This window comes from Vibrio bathopelagicus, assembly GCF_014879975.1.
GTDB classification, from domain to species: domain Bacteria; phylum Pseudomonadota; class Gammaproteobacteria; order Enterobacterales; family Vibrionaceae; genus Vibrio; species Vibrio bathopelagicus.
Window position 1 is genome coordinate 1,546,411 of record NZ_CP062501.1, and the last position, 15,870, is coordinate 1,562,280.

A 15,870-nucleotide genomic window follows, 5' to 3' on the forward strand; every position below is an offset into this window, starting at 1 on the left:
AATTAAGGCTGATTCTGTAAGAACTTCCAATTCCTAGTTTCAAGGAAGAGAGAAGCCAAAATCATATAAATTCCAATCAACATTAACTGGAATATGCGAATGAACGTATTGCTATCAATATCGCCAGAACTCATCAATGTGCTGCCCACAAGTACCAATAAGGTGCTAAATGCAGTGGCAAAAATGGGTGCTTTTTCTGGAACGGTATAGATCTTGGTAGCCATAAGAATGGCGATAAGTCCTATAAATAAAGAATAGAAGACAATATTGGGAACAATAGAAAGGATTGAAAAAGCAGCAATCGCTAGCAAGCCTCCAATACCATTACTGATCACTAAAAATGCGCTCAGTTTTACGGATTTTTCTGAGGTGATCATTAACGACAGCAAAGCGATAAACATCATGGTAAGTAGTGCTTCAGATATCTGAAAGATAAAGAAAAAGCACACCACGGGATAAGAGATGATCATTGCGCGAAAAGCCGCGTACCAACGTTGTTTCTTTTCTAGCGGCGCTGTAGCGAAGCCTGAAAACTCCGATTTGGGCTCTGGAAAAAAGATATGCACCAGAGCAAAAATCATCACCGAAACAACACCAGAAGTCGCCAAGCCTGATGCCAACAGTACTGACATCCCAGGATTTGAGATAGCCATGAAAGGCAGCATCAATACAGCAATCAATAGAATGGTCGCAAACAGATTCCATTTGGGGTCAACAAACAAGTAGTAACCCCAAAGCATCATCAAGCCGACCAAAATCAACAAAGGAGCTGGGTAATGTGTGATACCTCGAGACAGTAACAAGCCTAGCCCCATAGTCACCACAACCGCCAGCAATAACTCATAGACGGTTTCTTTGTGCAGATCTGGCTTATCGATTAAAAACTTGGCCGTGAATACCGGAGCCACAAATGCCAGCGGCCAATTGATCCACGCCGCCAAAAATACAGCCAACGTGACCCCTACGGTATATCGCAGGATCCGTTGCTGTGTTTGTTGGTCGAGTATCGGCTTATCGGACATAAGACAATACGCTGATAAATCGAATCCACAGTTTGCCTATCGCATTGAAAACAAAGTTATCACCGCTATAAACAATCACGTCCGCTTGACCACCAACTCTCAACATACCTTTCATATCATCACGTTCAAATTCAATCATGATAGGAAGCATCTGAGTTTGACGTAACCAACCCGTTTGTTGACTCGCTTGTGCAAGTTTACCCGCTTGATCATTTTGTCCCCAGTCAACACCCCAATCGATGCTACTCACACGGCCTTTAACGATTTGACCGGGTGCGAAATCCAAAGCCACTTCCACTTCATCACCCACAGTGACGTTACCTAAGCTGTTTTCACGATAGTAAGCTTCAATCCAAATATCTTCGGTTGAAACAAACGTCATAATCGCTTGCCCTGCCGATGCGTAAAAGCCTTCCGATAAGCTAAAGTTAGACACGCCACCTTGGGTTGGCGCTTTGATAACTGTGCGTTCAAGGTTCAGCTGCGCTTGTTCAAGTGCCAGCAATGCCGCTTTCACTTGGCTGTTTTCTTGTCCCTCTTTACCCATTTGTTGCTTAGCACCTTCAAGATCTGCCTCTGCATTAACAACAGCCGCTCGAGAAGTCGCCAACGATGCACGCACTTTATCGGCATCTGATTTAGAAACGACACCTTTATCAGCCATCTCTAAAACACGCTTGGCTTGCAGCTTGGTGTTTTGTCTTTCAACAATGGCAGAAGTAAGTTTCGCTTGTGCTGAAGCAATACTCGCCGTTTGAGCGCCGACATTTTGCCCTGCAATTTCGAGGTTTTGCTCTGCTTGTTGTACGGCAATTCGATAATCGGACTCATCCAGAATCGCGAGCGTATCGCCTTGATTAACCAACTGATTGGGCTGAACCAGAATATCCAATACTTTGCCTGACACTTCCGGTTTAATGGGAACAATGTAGCCTTTTACACGCGCGTTATCCGTAATGGGAATGATGCGATCGGCGATAACACTGAATAAAAGCATGAATGCAACAAAGAAAAGAAGGTAGTTGGTAACCTTCCTCACTTTGTCTTTACCGTTTTCTGGTTGAGTAACTTCTTCACTGTCGTCTTGCTTGTTCCCTGTGACTTCTGACATGGGACTCCCTTCTAAATAACTAACATCAACAAAATTAATACCTTAAAAATAAACCCGACCATGGAAAACTCAAGTAAATAGGGTTAGATTTACTAAACAAAGCGTCGCAAATGATATGCACGTCCAATAATGCAACGATGAACAAGGATTGTTTGCTCATGGCTCCTAGCCCTTACCAAGTCCCTGTAATACAAACCAGCTATGCCAAGATCTTAGTTCAAATCTTCACTGACTATGGACTCAACTTGCATGAATTGCTTAAAGACTCCGGCTTACCACCCGATCTTATCGAGTCGGAAAGCGACTTTGTGCCGTCAGAATCCATCAAACGACTGATTTATCTAACCTCTGCACAACTTGGCGTCTCTCGGTTTACCGATGTCCTTGGTCTCGCATTTAGACGTCGAATCATCCCACATGTATTGCATCAATTTACCGATTTTGAAACTATTGGCGATTCGCTCAAACATATCGATAAGATTTTTTCCTACGACTCTCCGGGGAGTAAAGTTGAGTTCATTCAAGAGCATGGTCAAAGCTGGTTTTGCCGAACTGCACCAGAAGATTCGTCACCAATGTTCCAATGGGGCGAAGTCTTTGCTGTAATGTATATCATTGAATTAATGTCGATTTTAACTCAATCACCTTGGCAGCCCAGTAAAGTACGCTTGCAAGGTCACGACATCGATGTAATCAAAACGCTACTTCCAAGCAACTGCCAACTGTTCATCGACCAACCGTCCACTGCCGTACTTATTCCCGAAGAGGTTTTGCAACAACCAATACGCTTATCTTCTAAAGATCTAAGCGCAAAACCTGCTCTTATTGAATGGCACACCAGCTTTACTGATAGCGTCTACGAGTTACTCAAGCCCTATATGAAAGAGCAAGACCTCTCACTTGAAGAAGCGGCTGAGCTGCTTAACTTTTCAGTGAGAACCTTTCAACGCAAACTCAAAGGCGAAAATACCACCTACCGAAAAATAAAAGAAAACCTGATGTTTTCCGTTGCGTGTGAGTTGATGGAAGAAGGCCATACGCTGACTTACATCTCGAGTCAATTGGGTTACACCAATATCTCTCACTTCTCACGCGCTTTTAAGCGAGTGTCCGGCCTTACACCTAAGATTTACCAACGTTCAATTTCCGCTTAGATACAAGTTTAAACGATTAGATACAGGCCTAAGCGATTAACCAAGCTTGAAACCTAACCAATAGGCATCTAGCCAATAGAGACCTAGCCAAGAGCGATAGGCGTCGGATAACCGGAACTGGTGCTGCACACTCTGTTCCGGCCATTGCCTTTGGCACGATATAACGCCCTATCCGCGCTGCGATAGGTCGTTTCAGCTTGCGCCTGTATTTCAGACACGCCACTGCTCACCGTGAGATTCAACGTTGTGCCGTTGGCAATCACTTCTTTCAATCGATACATGGCCTCAAACGCTTCTGACAAATTGGTTTCTGGCATCAAAATAGCGAACTCTTCACCCCCGATTCGAGCCACAATGTCGGTATCTCGGCTGTTGTTTCTCAGTAATTCAGCCACCTCTTTAAGGGCAATATCACCTTGGTCATGGCCATGGTTATCATTGATTGCTTTGAAATGGTCCAAATCGATCAAGGCCAAACAAGAATGCGTGTAACCGTAGCGCTCGGCTAGGTTTGAGTAATGACTTAAATCTTTATCAAAACGGCGGCGGTTCCAACAACCAGTGAGAGAATCCGTTTCAACCAGTATTCTTAATCGTCGTTCTAACACCTTGCGTCGACTAATATCGGTAAAGGTCACAACGTACTTTTCGTTATTTGGCAGTATTTCAGCTAACTTTTCGACAACCACATTCACAGTAAAGTGTTCGCCAAGTCGACTGACACCACTCAGTTCCCCCTTCCATCTGTGGTTTTGCTTAAGTGAGGCGCGAATGGTTGATACCAAGCCGTTGTTGTTCATGAAACAAAGGTCAGAAATTGGGCGAGATTCGACTTGCTCAAAGGCATAGCCTGAAACTCGAGAAAACTGCTGATTGACTTGTATGACTCTCAATTGGCTATCGAGAATGATAAAACCGGCGACGCCATCAATGATCGCCTCAGACAAGCTGTTCTTGCTTTGAGTCATTTCATGGCGATAAAGACGTCCGGTAAGGAGAGTGCTGATCAAGAACAGCGTACATACAGAAAAAACCATGGCCGCCGTAGAAGCAATGCTCAACAACCACAAGCTAACGGCCATATTCAGGACAAGTGCAGATACCACGTATAGCGGCACTTTTCGGTCAAAACTTAACTTGTTCATAGTTTGCTCAGGTGATGGGCGGATCGCTATGATGGCTAAGTTTTAACGATGATATTTACCATTTTACGACACATATAAATTCAAATTGTATGCGTACTTTTGAGAGCAACAACTTATGCTAGTTATTGAGTAAGAAGAGCAAACTACCACCACTGAGTGAACTACCGTAATTGAAGTTAATCCCGACACCGAAGTTATCAAAGAAGTAAGAGTCGTAAGGCACATCAAACACCAAGCCTGCACCAAATTCATAGTAATAGTGTGTATCTAGAGGATCAGTCAAATCACCTGCCACATCGATTCTTCTAACATTATAGTGAATCTGAGGGTTCTTTAACGACCAAGCATCAAATGCAACATTTTGTCTAAATTCCAGCTCATTGATAAATCGCAATCCTTCTGGATTACCGATGTCGCCATCATTCGCTTCGCCCCAACCTGTTCCATAGAAATAACGGACTCGTGAGGAGACATTCCAACTACCCCACTCTTGTTTCTGTAAATATCTGAGTTTGACCGAAGGTTCGCCAACTAATGCCCATGCGGAAGTATTCAGCGCGTAACCGTCGAGCTGAGATTGAAAAGCTTGAGAGTAGCTGTTTTTGTATTCGTATTTGTTGCGGTAATAGAGCAAGTGAGTGCCTAAACCGTAAGCGATAGACCAATGTGGGTTTAAATGGTTTTGAACCCCGAAAAAGCCATACAAACCCAATACCGAGTCCTCATTTGGGTTAACACGACGGTCAGTTGTTACGTCTGATGAAATCTCTATATCTTGTTCAGAAAGCGCATAAGATCCTCGCACAGACCAAATCAGGTCAAGGTCAGGATCGTCGGTTTTGATCACTGAAGAATAAGGAATGGAACCAACACTCACTTGGCTTCGAGTGTCGATGGTTTTATCAGAGCCAAAACCACTGTCGTTTAAGTTGATAAATGAGTTAGGGTCGAAATCAACAAAACCTATTGAGACGGCATCGCTGTCTGTAAGCGCAATGGAAACAGCAAATATCTTCTCCAAGCGATGCTGAATCGCTTCATTAGAAGCATAGGCTGAGGAAGAAATCAGGCTTGTTAAAAGTAAAGCAATAGAAGGGGGATATGGTGATTGGGGTGAAAGCATTAAGTTGACTCCATTCAAACTTATGCTTCAAGTGTAATTGGTAATTTCACTATTTCAATCAGATAGTTAATAGTGTAGTTGATACCGCTCTCAGTTCCGATTGCAAGAGCGTCGCCAAATCTATGGCTCCCCAAAGTTCTTCCACGTCTTGGATTCTAAAGTGAATAATCATATGTACCTCTGCCTAAGTCGAGAACTCATTCGAGAACTCATATTGAATCAATCTTGATTGGGATACTTACCATAATACGCCACTCGCACTTTAAGAGCTGTTTCGCATCCTGAACAATAAGCATTTGAATATCCTATGTTTATCTCCTAAGTTTTTGGTAACCCTTTACTCAGGAAGAAGTAGATGAGCAATATAGAAAAAGTATATGGATTTAATACGCCCCAGCGACTCTTTGTCGGCTACACACTCGCAGTCCTCGTTGATTTAACCGTTCTCAATTTTTTTGATGAATACTGGGACTTCGTTAATATCGAGTCATTCACCATCTCATTTGCTGCCGCGATTTTGCTACAGCTGTTGCTCAAACTGTCTATTGGTTTAGAACATAAGCTGGCAGATTACTTCAAGTCGAAACCGGGTACTGCGCCTAAGATTTACAGAGGCTTGTCTAGCTACGTAATTCTGGTCGGTTCAAAGTTCGTGATGCTAGAAGCAATCAATATCTTGTTTGGTGACAAGGTAGACTTCACAGGCCCATGGAATGGTGTGGTGGCGTTCTTTGCCGTGGTGTTTACTATTCTGGTCGCAGAGATTATTGTTTCAAAGATCTACTTTGCTCTCGATGACACGCCCAAAGCAGAAAAAGCATAGCCGCTTTTCATCCACACCTAAGACAAAAAAAGTGAGCCAAATAGGCTCACTTTTTATATCTATTTTTTGCATTTCAGCGATTAACAAGCAGATAAGTTAGATAAAGACTCTCGCTCTAATACCGAATACCCAAGCGCTACTTTCATTTGAAAACGCAGGATCTTTTATGTACTGGATGTCGGGTGTAACTTGGAAGTAATCACCAAACTGCATGTTGTAGTAGATCTCAGCTGTCCATTGTTCTGTACTGCCACTTATCGCTTTAGCATCTGCTTCAAAAGAATCACCATTCACTTCTGCCCAGTTCAGCGCCACACCTAAGTTGTTGGTTGGTTTTCCTAATCCGAAAAAGCCCATACCAACCGAAATAGATTTATCGTAAAGGGCAACATCCCCTTCTGAGAAACCACCGCGAACAAACGGCATCACTTGTGGAGTCATGAACTGACTCCATGAGAAATTAACACCCGAGCCACCTTCCTTCGCAAGGCTATTACTATGGCGAGTATCGTCACCAAAGTCCCAGAAAGTCACGTGGAAGTTATCGGTATAGATCTGCTCTTGCGAAGCAGTCCAGCCTAACTCCAATGTTGTAAAGTAAGACGCATCGCTACCAAAAGCGGTATCAAAGCCATCAAAAATATCATCTGACTGACCATTTGCATCGGCGATACCACCGACTACATAAAAATTCTCGCCCAGCATATGACCGGCAGAAAGGGCCAATACACCATCATCTGGTAAGCCCATCGCACCAGAGCCTGTCGAGAATGCCAAGTTAGTAAAACCAGACCATGGGCTTGCTAAAGCGTAAACATCAGCATAGTTAGTAACGTCTTGCCAGCCGACAATAATGGTGCCTTTACCATCATTGATTTTTTGCTTCCAATTTAAGTCCGTAACACGAAACCCTTGGTCACTGTATGCTGGACCGATTGCACCGACATATCCAAGTGGTCCGAATGAATAGTCTTTTGGCGAAGTATTACCATAAGCATGCCTATGTTCCACCTTCCATACCAAGCTACCTGAGTTCTGAGTGTCGTTTCCTAATAGGTGCCATGAACCGTATAGTCGTGCCACGCCCGATGATGCATCAACGCTATCACCACCAACGCCGTCCCCAGAAGTAAGGCCTAAGGCAAAGTAATCCGCACCAAAGGTAAAACCATCCTCAGCTAATGACTCTCGCCAAGATTTCTTCTGTGCTTTCTGTTCTGCAATTGTGTTCTCAACAGAGTCTGGGCCGTCAAAGTTTGCGCTATAAACGACTGGGCTAACCGAGCTCACCGCCACGATCACCGCCATGCTTAATTTAGAAAATCTTGAGTTCATCATGTCACCACTGCAATTTAAGTTAGTTTTATTTTATTCATTACTCAGATGAAAAATTATCATTTGATGACACTGAACAATTAAAGGTTGATATTGTTCAAAGTCATCTCACTAATATTCAATAACTTAGTAGGCATACTGCCAGTCTTCAAGGTTGATAAATGGCCATTTGCTGACAATGATGAATTCTGTGTGCTGGCTTTCAGTTTAAATGCGCTTATTGATGCATCAAGGTTCGATATTCTCTTTTCGGTACTGTCTTGGCGTCATGTTCATTTGACGCTTAAACGCTCGAGTGAAGTGAGATGAATCGGAGTAGCCCATCTTTGCTCCTACTTGCGTAATCGACAAGTCTGGCTGCTTAAGTAACTCCAACACTTGCTCCAACACCATCTCTTCTATCAAAGCTTTGTAAACTACTCCTTCGTTTTCCAATCGGCGCTGAATCGTTCTGACATGGATATTCAAAATCTCAGAAGCCAAGCTAATTGGGAGTTTTCCCATCGTCAAATAGGGTTTGATAACGAGTTTGAAAGCACTCAAAAATGAACTAGGCAAAGGCGTGGCTGGTACAGACTCTTGAGCAGCTTTCGGTAAAACAATCGGCTCAAGCATTATCTCTTCTGGAACTTCAAAGGCGGTGACGGGTCTGTGCGTATAAAATTGAGCCCCCCCCATTTGCGGCAAAGATTGGAAGCATTCAAGGTCATCACTCTGAATACCGACCTCCGATGGCTGCCAGCGCCCTTGTGTTAATACTGAAAGCAACTCGTTGATAAAAATAACCGAGAACAGCTCTGCAAACTTAAACCAAGGATCATTAGTAAAAGGTTTTTCGCGAACAAACCACCACTTGCCACCGGATTGCTTAGTATAGACATTCGCGCCATTGGATATGAGCTTCAACTGCTCACCCAATTGGTCTAGCGCGCTTTTCAATGAAGCCTGTTGACTTAGCTTAGTCACAAACCTTGGTACATAGGTTTGCTTGCAAAAGCTCCACATAAACAGAGAGAACTCTTCTCGTGACGCCGACTCACCCATAATTTTGACCACGTTTTTAATAGTGGTCTCAGGGAGGTACTCGTAATGGTCGCTACTGGTGAGAATATCATTGGGAATTTTGGCACTGCGTAACAAGGTGTAGATTTCACCGTCGATATGTTTGAACAGTTCCGCAAACAGCTCGACTTCTTTCTTATCTACAACCGTCATTTGAAGGGTATTGGACATCCTTTCCTCTTAATCTGTTCTTTCACGAACTCAAATTATCACCTTATTTAAGATAGCAGAATAAATGACGAGTGACCTAGGCTTACTAACCGAACATCTCCGTCAAAATAACGAATAAACAATCGGTTAGTAGCCAAACTAGCGTTTACTGACTTGGCAGATTACTGAACTGCTAGATCCGATCTGCGTACCCAGAATGCACGCACATGGTCGTAAATCAGGTTGAATACAAACGCGTAAATGGTAATAAAAATGGTCACACCGATATCCATCAAAAATGCCTGCCAAATACCCACGTTAAGCAAGAAAGCCATCACTGGGATAGTCGCTATCAGCAAACCAGCCTCGAACAGCACCACATGAAAAATACGCAATTTCAGCGAACGCTTGGATTTTTCACCCGTGAAGTAGCGATCAAAAATGCGATTAAAACAGTAGTTCCAAATCATCGCGATAGTCGCAACAACTATCATGGTTTCTGATAAGGCATTCACATCGTGATCAGTAAATATCGCTAAGCCTATAATTGAAAGCGTTACAGCCAAAACTTCAAACAACACTGAGTGAAACACTCTCTCTAACGTACTCATACATTCCTCTAAATAATCTAGTATGTGTTGGATTAGCTAGGATTATGTCATCGGAAATAATAAGAGAAAGTTAACAACCATCACGAATAGTGATAGCCTGAGACTTATCACCCCATTTGGTATTGAGCGAGAGATAGTATGTACAGTTTTGAGCAACTAAAAGTCTTCGTCACTGTGTGTGAAAGTGGATCTTTTTCAGCAGCAGCACGCAAGCTGAAACGCGCTCAATCCGGGGTCAGTCAGTCGATCGCAAATCTAGAAATAGCCATCGACCAAGAGCTGTTTAACCGAGAGAAAAACATCCCCGTTTTGACCAACACAGGCAAAGCGTTATTACCGGTGGCGAAGTCGATTCTCAACCAACAAAAGTACTTCGATCAAAAAGTAGAATCACTGACTCAAGAAGATGAACACGAACTGATCATTGCTGTTGATGAGAGCATCATAGATAGGAATTTCATTAAAATAATCAGTTCACTGGCCGATCAATTCCCAATCACGCACTTCGATATTATTACGACCTCAACCTTCGATGTGGAAGATCTAGTGAGACGTGGAAAAGCACAAATAGGCATCATCTATGCAGATGGTGAGCTTAAGGTAGATATGGACTTTTTCTTGCTTGGCCAAGCGCGCTTTCTTACTGTCAGTTCCGCCACTCACGAGCTCAGCCAAATGCCGGTCGTGCAAGATTCAGACTTAAAACGTTACCGCCAATGCGTGCATCGCAGCTCCAAGCAACGAGAACTGTGGTTCACCTACGGTATTAGCTCGATGCTCTGGTATGCCAACAACCACAAAACCATCATCGAATTAGTGGAACAAAACGTTGGTTGGGCGAACGTGCCAGAAATGATGGTGATGGAAGGTATTCAAAAAGGTGACTTGGTAGCTCTGCCCGTGGCGCACGAGCATGGTGGTTGGATTACCCCTGTGGGTTGCTTGGTATCACGAAGCCACATTAATGGCCCAGTTCTCACCAGTTTAATTGAGAAACTCGAAGGGTATTCACTGCAATACAATCAATGGCAGGCAAACTAGCTTAACTCCACATTGCAATTCAATATCGGTAGTGCGTTTCGCCGTACTACCGCATTTCGATGCGCTTCACCGATAAATATCTTTGTCGTCTGGACAAAACACCCTAGTTGATGTCGCAAAGTGACATAACTAAACTGCGATCTGAAAGGGGTTGTCGTGCCTATACATGGTTAACGAATCAATCCAAATAGCTCTTTAACACCACTGACCAACTTCAAATCTCCCGCATTGGCATTGCTATCGTCGCCTATGACAGCTTCAAATAGATCACTTTTTGAATTTAATTCGCCCCAGTTTATGAGTGCTCTTCGAGTGCTTTTTTATATCTAAATGAACCTTTTGGAAAATTTGTCGTGAACGTTTTAAGAAATATTTGCCCTGAAAAAATGGGTAAAGAGCGTAACAAACGAGAGTATGACTTACGCGTACTTAATTGTGTCAGTGAAAGCGAATATGAATCGCGTATGGCGGTTTGGAATAGCCTAGCTTTGGCAGCTACTCCGCCTGTTTCGGAAACAAAAGGCTTCATCGATGAGGCTTTCAACAAACTTCAGCAAGACCTAAAAGAAGCCAGTCGTGAGTTGTCGATTAACTACACTGATTTTATTGCAACGGCTCATGAAGAGCTCAACTACATTAAGGTGTTTGTTGCTGATAAAACCGCACAATACGGTTGGTACGCTGCTATCGTTCTTATGATCATCGGCACCGTTGCTCTGTGTATTCAGTAAGATAGACAACATATTTAGCTGACTACTAAATTGAACGCTTTGATGCTCTCTAACTAGAAAACAAATGATTTGTTTCATTTGTTTTCTAACCTCTACAAACTCACTCTCCCATCAGAGACAATAAAACCTGCGTCGCTTCTCTAGGATCTTCAGCGTGACATATTGCTGAGACTAGCGCTAAGCCGTGAATCCCCGTCAGAACCAACTTCGGAATGTTAGATTCGTTAATGCCACCAATACCGACGATCGGTAAATCCGTTGTTTCCAAAGCCAATTCTATCCCTTCGTAGCCCCAATGTTTTTTCAGATTTGTCTTGGTCGGTGTGGCAAACAGCGCACTAAGGCCGATGTAATCAATCGGCAAGCTATCGGCTTCTTGAAGCTGCTGCTCAGTCTCAATCGATAAGCCAAGAATCTTATCAGGGCCAATCAGCTTGCGTGCTAACTCTGCCGGCATATCCGATTGCCCTAAATGCAAACCATCAGCGTCGACAGCCAATGCAACGTCCACTCTGTCATTGATGATCAGCGGTACACCCGAACCAGCCAAAATCGACTTTACGGCTTGTGCTCGTTCAATGAAGGCTCTTACGTCCCCATGTTTCTCTCTCACTTGGACCATAGTGACGCCACCAGCGACCGCTTGTTCAACCACGAACTTAAGCGTTTCTATATCTTGTTGGTCATCCGTTACTAAGTAGAGCTTATAAGGGTTCATTTCGTACCTTTGGAGTCGATGTCTAAAATTGACGTTGTACTATTTTACCGACAAATCGCACCATGTGTATGGAAGTTAGTACCTAATTACCCAAGTTAAACGTGTAAATTCAAATACGCAACTCGTTGAGAGAATGTCGAAAAACCCAAACTTTTTAACTAAAGCGTTACTTAATACACAAACTGTTCACTTAAGCATGCCCAGAATGCTGTTTTATGAAATACTTCGCTATGAAGGAATCAGGTAAATATAGGGATAGTTATGCGCCACCTTTCTATAGCGCTCAAGATCAAGCTGGGTTATGCCATCTGCTTGCTCTTTTTCGTCATTTCAGGCTTTGTGAGTTACAAAGGTATTCAAACCTTGTCGAACGGCTTTAGCCAATACAGTGAACTCAGCCACAAAGCGACATTGTCAGGCAACATCCAAGTGCACTTTCTTCAAATGCGTCTAGCCTCTGAACGCTACTTAGAGTCATTGGATGAGCAATACGAAGCGAATTATCAATCAAGCAAGCTAGCGATTGATGAGTTACTGAACAATCTAATCCAAACCACGACTAAAACCGATAGCTTATCGAGCCTGCAATTAGTGCAAGACAGCGTTGCGGCATTTGATGTGGCTTATGGCTCAATGAAACAGAGCCAACTGCTCATTGACCAATTGGTGAATGTTGAGATGGTCAAACGAGAAACTAATGCATTAAAAGCCGCTCAGAGCTTACTGTATGAGTCTTACAACAACAACGATCCAAACGCGAGTCTGTATGCGGGTATGTTGATGGAGAACTTTCTCGCAGCCAAGATCACCGTTCTAAGTTACTCAAACAACAACGACCTCAAAACCTACGAAGCCGGTAAAGACATCTTTGAATATGCGCTACCTGGCATCGAGGGTGATATTGAATCTCTTAAATCATCCCCTTACCAAAGTGAGTTGATTGAAGACTTCTCGAACCAACGCGAAGCTTATGCAAAAGGCTTTGAGCAAGTTCATCAACAGATGATTGAGAACACTCAAAGAACCGCTACCCTCGCCTCTATTGGCGACAGCTTAGCTATCGCAGTGGCCGATGCTCAAAGTATTCTAGAGCAACAGAAACAAGCATTAACACCAGAGCTGCAAGCCAGTGAAAAACGCTCGATTCAAATCATCTTCTTGCTAACGGGCGTGGCTCTGGTTATTGGCATGACGAGCGCCGTGTTGGTGACTCGCTCTATCACCAAAGGTATCGCACAGGTTAAACAAATCACCAATGAGCTTTCTCAGGGCAACCTGAATGTTGAAGTGAACATCGAGAGCAAAAACGAGATTGGCGAACTGCTGACTAATATGGAGATCACTATTGAATCTCTTCGCGATATCGTTGGCCAAGTGAACCGCTCTAGTGTGCGTATTGGTGAGATGTCTGAATCACTCAATCAGGTGACAAACAACAGCTCGACCAACGCAACACAATTGAACAGCGAGATGATCAATATCTCTTCTGCCGTTGATCAATTGGCTTCAAGCACATCAGAAATTGCTTCAAGTGCTAACCACGCGTCTCAAGTTGCGAACCAAGCAACCGAGAATGTGGCAATGGGACTCAAAGAAGTAGACAAAACACTGCACGAAATTGGCAGCGCCGATGAAAGCATGCAGATAAGTAGCCAGAAAGTCACCGACCTGCATAAAGAGTCGATGAACATTGGTGCCATTCTTGAAGTAATCAAAGGCGTTTCTGAGCAAACCAACCTGTTAGCATTGAATGCGGCTATTGAAGCTGCGCGCGCAGGTGAACAAGGTCGCGGATTTGCAGTAGTTGCGGATGAAGTAAGAACCTTAGCCAAGCGCACTCAAGATTCTGCAAGCCAAATTGATGAACTCATCACCTCGTTACAGCGTGGTGCTAAAGATGCCTTAGAATCTATTAAGGTCAGCCACAGCACGGTTTCCGATGCTTCAACTCAGGCACAACAAGCTTCTCAGAACTTGCATGTGATAAACCAACACATTCAAGATTTAAATCAAGCCAACAGTCAAATTGCAGTCTCTGTCGATGAGCAAGATTGCCTAACCAAATCTCTAGGAGAAAACGCGCAAGGTGCTAATACCATAGCGCAAAGTAACCAAGAGTCTGTCAGCAGTATTTCTGGTGCAGCGAGCGACTTAACCGAAGTTGCTCACCATTTAGAAAGCCAGGTGAATCGTTTTAGAACCTAGCAAACCTATACACAGCTGACACTGTGCCAAACCAAGAATAAAAGCCCCCAACACATAAGTGTCGGGGGCTTTTCTTTAAGTTAATAGCTATAAGTTAAGCTCTTGGAGCTAGATTGAGCTTACTGAATCTTCAAACGTTGAATCAGAGTTTCTTCGTCTAACTGATACAGCTCATCGAGAAGGTTCATTTGCAAACTACCCGGACCGCGTGAGTTCTCAGCCGCGATTTCACCAACCACGCCTAATACTGCCGTAGCAGCCAAACCACTTTCATCACCAACAGCTGCAAATGCGCCCGTCAATGCGGTTAAGGTGCAACCCATTCCCGTCACATACGGCATCATTGGATGTCCGTTGTTTAACGTAACAACACTGTCTTTCGTGACAACGTAATCTGTCTCACCAGAAATCACCACGTTCGCACCGTATTCCGCTACTAAGCATTGCGCTGCGCCTAATGCAGCATCACTACTATCGAGGGCATCAACGCCTTTACTTTGTGCTTGCTCGCCCGCGAGAGCAATGATCTCAGACGCGTTACCACGAATGATCAACTTGTCCGCTAAGCATGCAATTTCACGAGAAGTCTCGGTACGCAGCGTACTTGCTCCACAACCCACGGGATCAAGAACCACAACCTTATTGTTCGCATTCGCTTGTTCAACAGCAAAGCGCATTCTTGGCGTCCACGCACTGTCTAGCGTGCCGATGTTGATCACCAAAGCGCCAGAGAAAGACATCATCTCTGCCAGCTCTTGCTGTGAGTGCGCCATGATAGGCGAAGCGCCAATCGCCAATAACGCATTGGCCGTGTTGTTCATCACGACGTAGTTGGTGATGTTCACAACCAACGGTTTTTGCTCTCTTACTGCACGCAGCGATTGGATGATTTGTTCAGTTAGCATGGATTAATCCTTATTCGTTAGAAGTCGCTTTTAAGCCGCTGGTAAATCATTAAGAGCGTTCAGCCCTTGCTGCCAGAACGCCACTTCCATACGTGTTGCCGTTTTAAAGATATGAACGATGTTCTGACCGCGCTCGCTGTTAATATCAATTTCAGCCAGTAGCTGATTGAAATATTCTGCGCCCGTTGCCACGCCAGACTGGAACTCTTCTCCGCCGTAAAGCTGTAACCAACTCGCGTATGGGTTGCCTTCTAAAACAGTATCACTGCTTTCTAATAATGCTTTACCAATCACGGCATAACCGATTGAACACGGAGCCAATGCCGCATAGAGATCGACAAGATCACCTGTCATACCCGCATCTAGAACGTAGCGCGTGTAAGCAACTGTGCCAAAATCTTCAGGTTCGTTTTCTAAATCAGATTCCGTTAATCCCCACTGACCACAATAAGTCACGTGGTGAGAGATTTCAGAATCTAACAAAGCATGCACGCTTGGCAGTGCACGGCGCATATCAGCCAAGGTTTTAGCCTTGTAAATGGCTAATGCATAAGCGCGAGCATACTGCTTCAAAAACAGAAAATCTTGTTTCAGGTAATGCAGAAAACACGGCTGAGCGAGAGTGCCGTTTGCCAGCGTTTTAACAAAATCATGCTGGGTGTAGTCTTGCCAATCTTGCTGGCAGGCTTGGATTAAGTCTTGGTATTTCATGAGATTCCTTAGCGGTAACCAAA

15 protein-coding genes are annotated in these 15,870 nt (G+C 43.9%); 5 read left to right on the forward strand and 10 right to left on the reverse strand.

The window, feature by feature from the left end:
* Positions 1 to 2: 2 nt before the first annotated feature.
* Both IHV80_RS23160 and IHV80_RS23165 read right to left on the reverse strand, forming a co-directional pair.
* Positions 3 to 1,022 (reverse strand): DUF2955 domain-containing protein, encoded by a 1,020-nt coding sequence (locus tag IHV80_RS23160; RefSeq protein WP_192891147.1) that lies wholly within the window; start codon positions 1,020 to 1,022, stop codon positions 3 to 5.
* Positions 1,012 to 2,133: an HlyD family secretion protein gene (locus tag IHV80_RS23165; protein ID WP_192891148.1), complete on the reverse strand. Its 1,122-nt coding sequence runs from the start codon at positions 2,131 to 2,133 to the stop codon at positions 1,012 to 1,014. Before IHV80_RS23165 ends, IHV80_RS23160 begins: the two co-directional genes overlap by 11 nt.
* 158 nt (positions 2,134 to 2,291) lie before the next feature.
* On the opposite strand from IHV80_RS23165, the gene IHV80_RS23170 reads away from it, so the two are divergent.
* Positions 2,292 to 3,287, forward strand: a complete 996-nt coding sequence (locus IHV80_RS23170; RefSeq protein ID WP_192891149.1) for a helix-turn-helix domain-containing protein — start codon at positions 2,292 to 2,294, stop codon at positions 3,285 to 3,287.
* An 83-nt stretch (positions 3,288 to 3,370) separates the two neighbouring features.
* On the opposite strand, the gene IHV80_RS23175 is transcribed toward IHV80_RS23170, so the two are convergent.
* A complete protein-coding gene (locus tag IHV80_RS23175) occupies positions 3,371 to 4,432 on the reverse strand; it encodes a GGDEF domain-containing protein (RefSeq protein WP_192891150.1) in 1,062 nt (353 codons plus the stop codon).
* Between the two features lie 118 nt (positions 4,433 to 4,550).
* Positions 4,551 to 5,555 carry a Solitary outer membrane autotransporter beta-barrel domain gene (locus IHV80_RS23180; protein WP_192891151.1) on the reverse strand — a complete coding sequence of 335 codons (1,005 nt, stop codon included), beginning with the start codon at positions 5,553 to 5,555 and terminating at the stop codon, positions 4,551 to 4,553.
* 355 nt (positions 5,556 to 5,910) lie between these two features.
* Here IHV80_RS23180 and IHV80_RS23185 point away from each other — a divergent pair, with 355 nt between their 5' ends.
* Positions 5,911 to 6,378, forward strand: a complete 468-nt coding sequence (locus IHV80_RS23185) for a hypothetical protein (RefSeq protein WP_004731619.1) — start codon at positions 5,911 to 5,913, stop codon at positions 6,376 to 6,378.
* Between the two features lie 96 nt (positions 6,379 to 6,474).
* Here IHV80_RS23185 and IHV80_RS23190 read toward each other — a convergent pair whose 3' ends face one another.
* From IHV80_RS23190 to IHV80_RS23200, 3 genes are all read right to left on the reverse strand, one after another.
* Complete coding sequence (locus IHV80_RS23190; RefSeq protein WP_226088542.1) at positions 6,475 to 7,716, reverse strand: carbohydrate porin; 1,242 nt, start codon at positions 7,714 to 7,716, stop codon at positions 6,475 to 6,477.
* Between the two features lie 225 nt (positions 7,717 to 7,941).
* Positions 7,942 to 8,928 carry a helix-turn-helix domain-containing protein gene (locus IHV80_RS23195; RefSeq protein ID WP_192892208.1) on the reverse strand — a complete coding sequence of 329 codons (987 nt, stop codon included), beginning with the start codon at positions 8,926 to 8,928 and terminating at the stop codon, positions 7,942 to 7,944.
* 179 nt (positions 8,929 to 9,107) lie between these two features.
* A complete protein-coding gene (locus IHV80_RS23200; RefSeq protein WP_192891152.1) occupies positions 9,108 to 9,536 on the reverse strand; it encodes a PACE efflux transporter in 429 nt (142 codons plus the stop codon).
* 138 nt (positions 9,537 to 9,674) lie between these two features.
* On the opposite strand from IHV80_RS23200, the gene IHV80_RS23205 reads away from it, so the two are divergent.
* Both IHV80_RS23205 and IHV80_RS23210 read left to right on the forward strand, forming a co-directional pair.
* On the forward strand, positions 9,675 to 10,577 hold the full coding sequence (locus IHV80_RS23205) for a LysR family transcriptional regulator (protein WP_192891153.1): 903 nt from the start codon (positions 9,675 to 9,677) through the stop codon (positions 10,575 to 10,577).
* A 386-nt stretch (positions 10,578 to 10,963) separates the two neighbouring features.
* Entirely contained in the window at positions 10,964 to 11,308 is a 345-nt protein-coding gene (locus IHV80_RS23210) for a thiamine-phosphate diphosphorylase (RefSeq protein WP_192892209.1), read from the forward strand.
* A gap of 100 nt (positions 11,309 to 11,408) precedes the next feature.
* On the opposite strand, the gene thiE is transcribed toward IHV80_RS23210, so the two are convergent.
* Positions 11,409 to 12,026 carry a thiamine phosphate synthase gene (thiE, locus tag IHV80_RS23215; protein WP_192891154.1) on the reverse strand — a complete coding sequence of 206 codons (618 nt, stop codon included), beginning with the start codon at positions 12,024 to 12,026 and terminating at the stop codon, positions 11,409 to 11,411.
* Between the two features lie 261 nt (positions 12,027 to 12,287).
* Here thiE and IHV80_RS23220 point away from each other — a divergent pair, with 261 nt between their 5' ends.
* A complete protein-coding gene (locus tag IHV80_RS23220; RefSeq protein WP_192891155.1) occupies positions 12,288 to 14,231 on the forward strand; it encodes a methyl-accepting chemotaxis protein in 1,944 nt (647 codons plus the stop codon).
* Positions 14,232 to 14,350: 119 nt separating this feature from the next.
* Here IHV80_RS23220 and thiM read toward each other — a convergent pair whose 3' ends face one another.
* Both thiM and tenA read right to left on the reverse strand, forming a co-directional pair.
* Positions 14,351 to 15,136, reverse strand: coding sequence for a hydroxyethylthiazole kinase (gene thiM, locus IHV80_RS23225; protein ID WP_192891156.1), 786 nt, complete (start codon positions 15,134 to 15,136; stop codon positions 14,351 to 14,353).
* 30 nt (positions 15,137 to 15,166) lie between these two features.
* Entirely contained in the window at positions 15,167 to 15,847 is a 681-nt protein-coding gene (gene tenA / locus IHV80_RS23230; protein WP_192891157.1) for a thiaminase II, read from the reverse strand.
* Between the last annotated feature and the right edge of the window lie 23 nt (positions 15,848 to 15,870).

Bases quoted from the DNA above. Each gene is read 5' to 3' on its own strand.
- IHV80_RS23185 (WP_004731619.1), top strand. From the start codon at position 5,911: ATGAGCAATATAGAAAAAGTATATGGATTTAATACGCCCCAGCGACTC.
- IHV80_RS23200 (WP_192891152.1), bottom strand. From the start codon at position 9,536: ATGAGTACGTTAGAGAGAGTGTTTCACTCAGTGTTGTTTGAAGTTTTG.
- IHV80_RS23205 (WP_192891153.1), top strand. From the start codon at position 9,675: ATGTACAGTTTTGAGCAACTAAAAGTCTTCGTCACTGTGTGTGAAAGT.
- IHV80_RS23170 (WP_192891149.1), top strand. From the start codon at position 2,292: ATGGCTCCTAGCCCTTACCAAGTCCCTGTAATACAAACCAGCTATGCC.
- IHV80_RS23195 (WP_192892208.1), bottom strand. From the start codon at position 8,928: ATGACGGTTGTAGATAAGAAAGAAGTCGAGCTGTTTGCGGAACTGTTC.
- IHV80_RS23165 (WP_192891148.1), bottom strand. From the start codon at position 2,133: ATGTCAGAAGTCACAGGGAACAAGCAAGACGACAGTGAAGAAGTTACT.
- thiM (WP_192891156.1), bottom strand. From the start codon at position 15,136: ATGCTAACTGAACAAATCATCCAATCGCTGCGTGCAGTAAGAGAGCAA.
- IHV80_RS23160 (WP_192891147.1), bottom strand. From the start codon at position 1,022: ATGTCCGATAAGCCGATACTCGACCAACAAACACAGCAACGGATCCTG.
- IHV80_RS23210 (WP_192892209.1), top strand. From the start codon at position 10,964: ATGGGTAAAGAGCGTAACAAACGAGAGTATGACTTACGCGTACTTAAT.
- IHV80_RS23190 (WP_226088542.1), bottom strand. From the start codon at position 7,716: ATGATGAACTCAAGATTTTCTAAATTAAGCATGGCGGTGATCGTGGCG.
- IHV80_RS23220 (WP_192891155.1), top strand. From the start codon at position 12,288: ATGCGCCACCTTTCTATAGCGCTCAAGATCAAGCTGGGTTATGCCATC.
- IHV80_RS23175 (WP_192891150.1), bottom strand. From the start codon at position 4,432: ATGAACAAGTTAAGTTTTGACCGAAAAGTGCCGCTATACGTGGTATCT.
- thiE (WP_192891154.1), bottom strand. From the start codon at position 12,026: ATGAACCCTTATAAGCTCTACTTAGTAACGGATGACCAACAAGATATA.
- tenA (WP_192891157.1), bottom strand. From the start codon at position 15,847: ATGAAATACCAAGACTTAATCCAAGCCTGCCAGCAAGATTGGCAAGAC.
- IHV80_RS23180 (WP_192891151.1), bottom strand. From the start codon at position 5,555: ATGCTTTCACCCCAATCACCATATCCCCCTTCTATTGCTTTACTTTTA.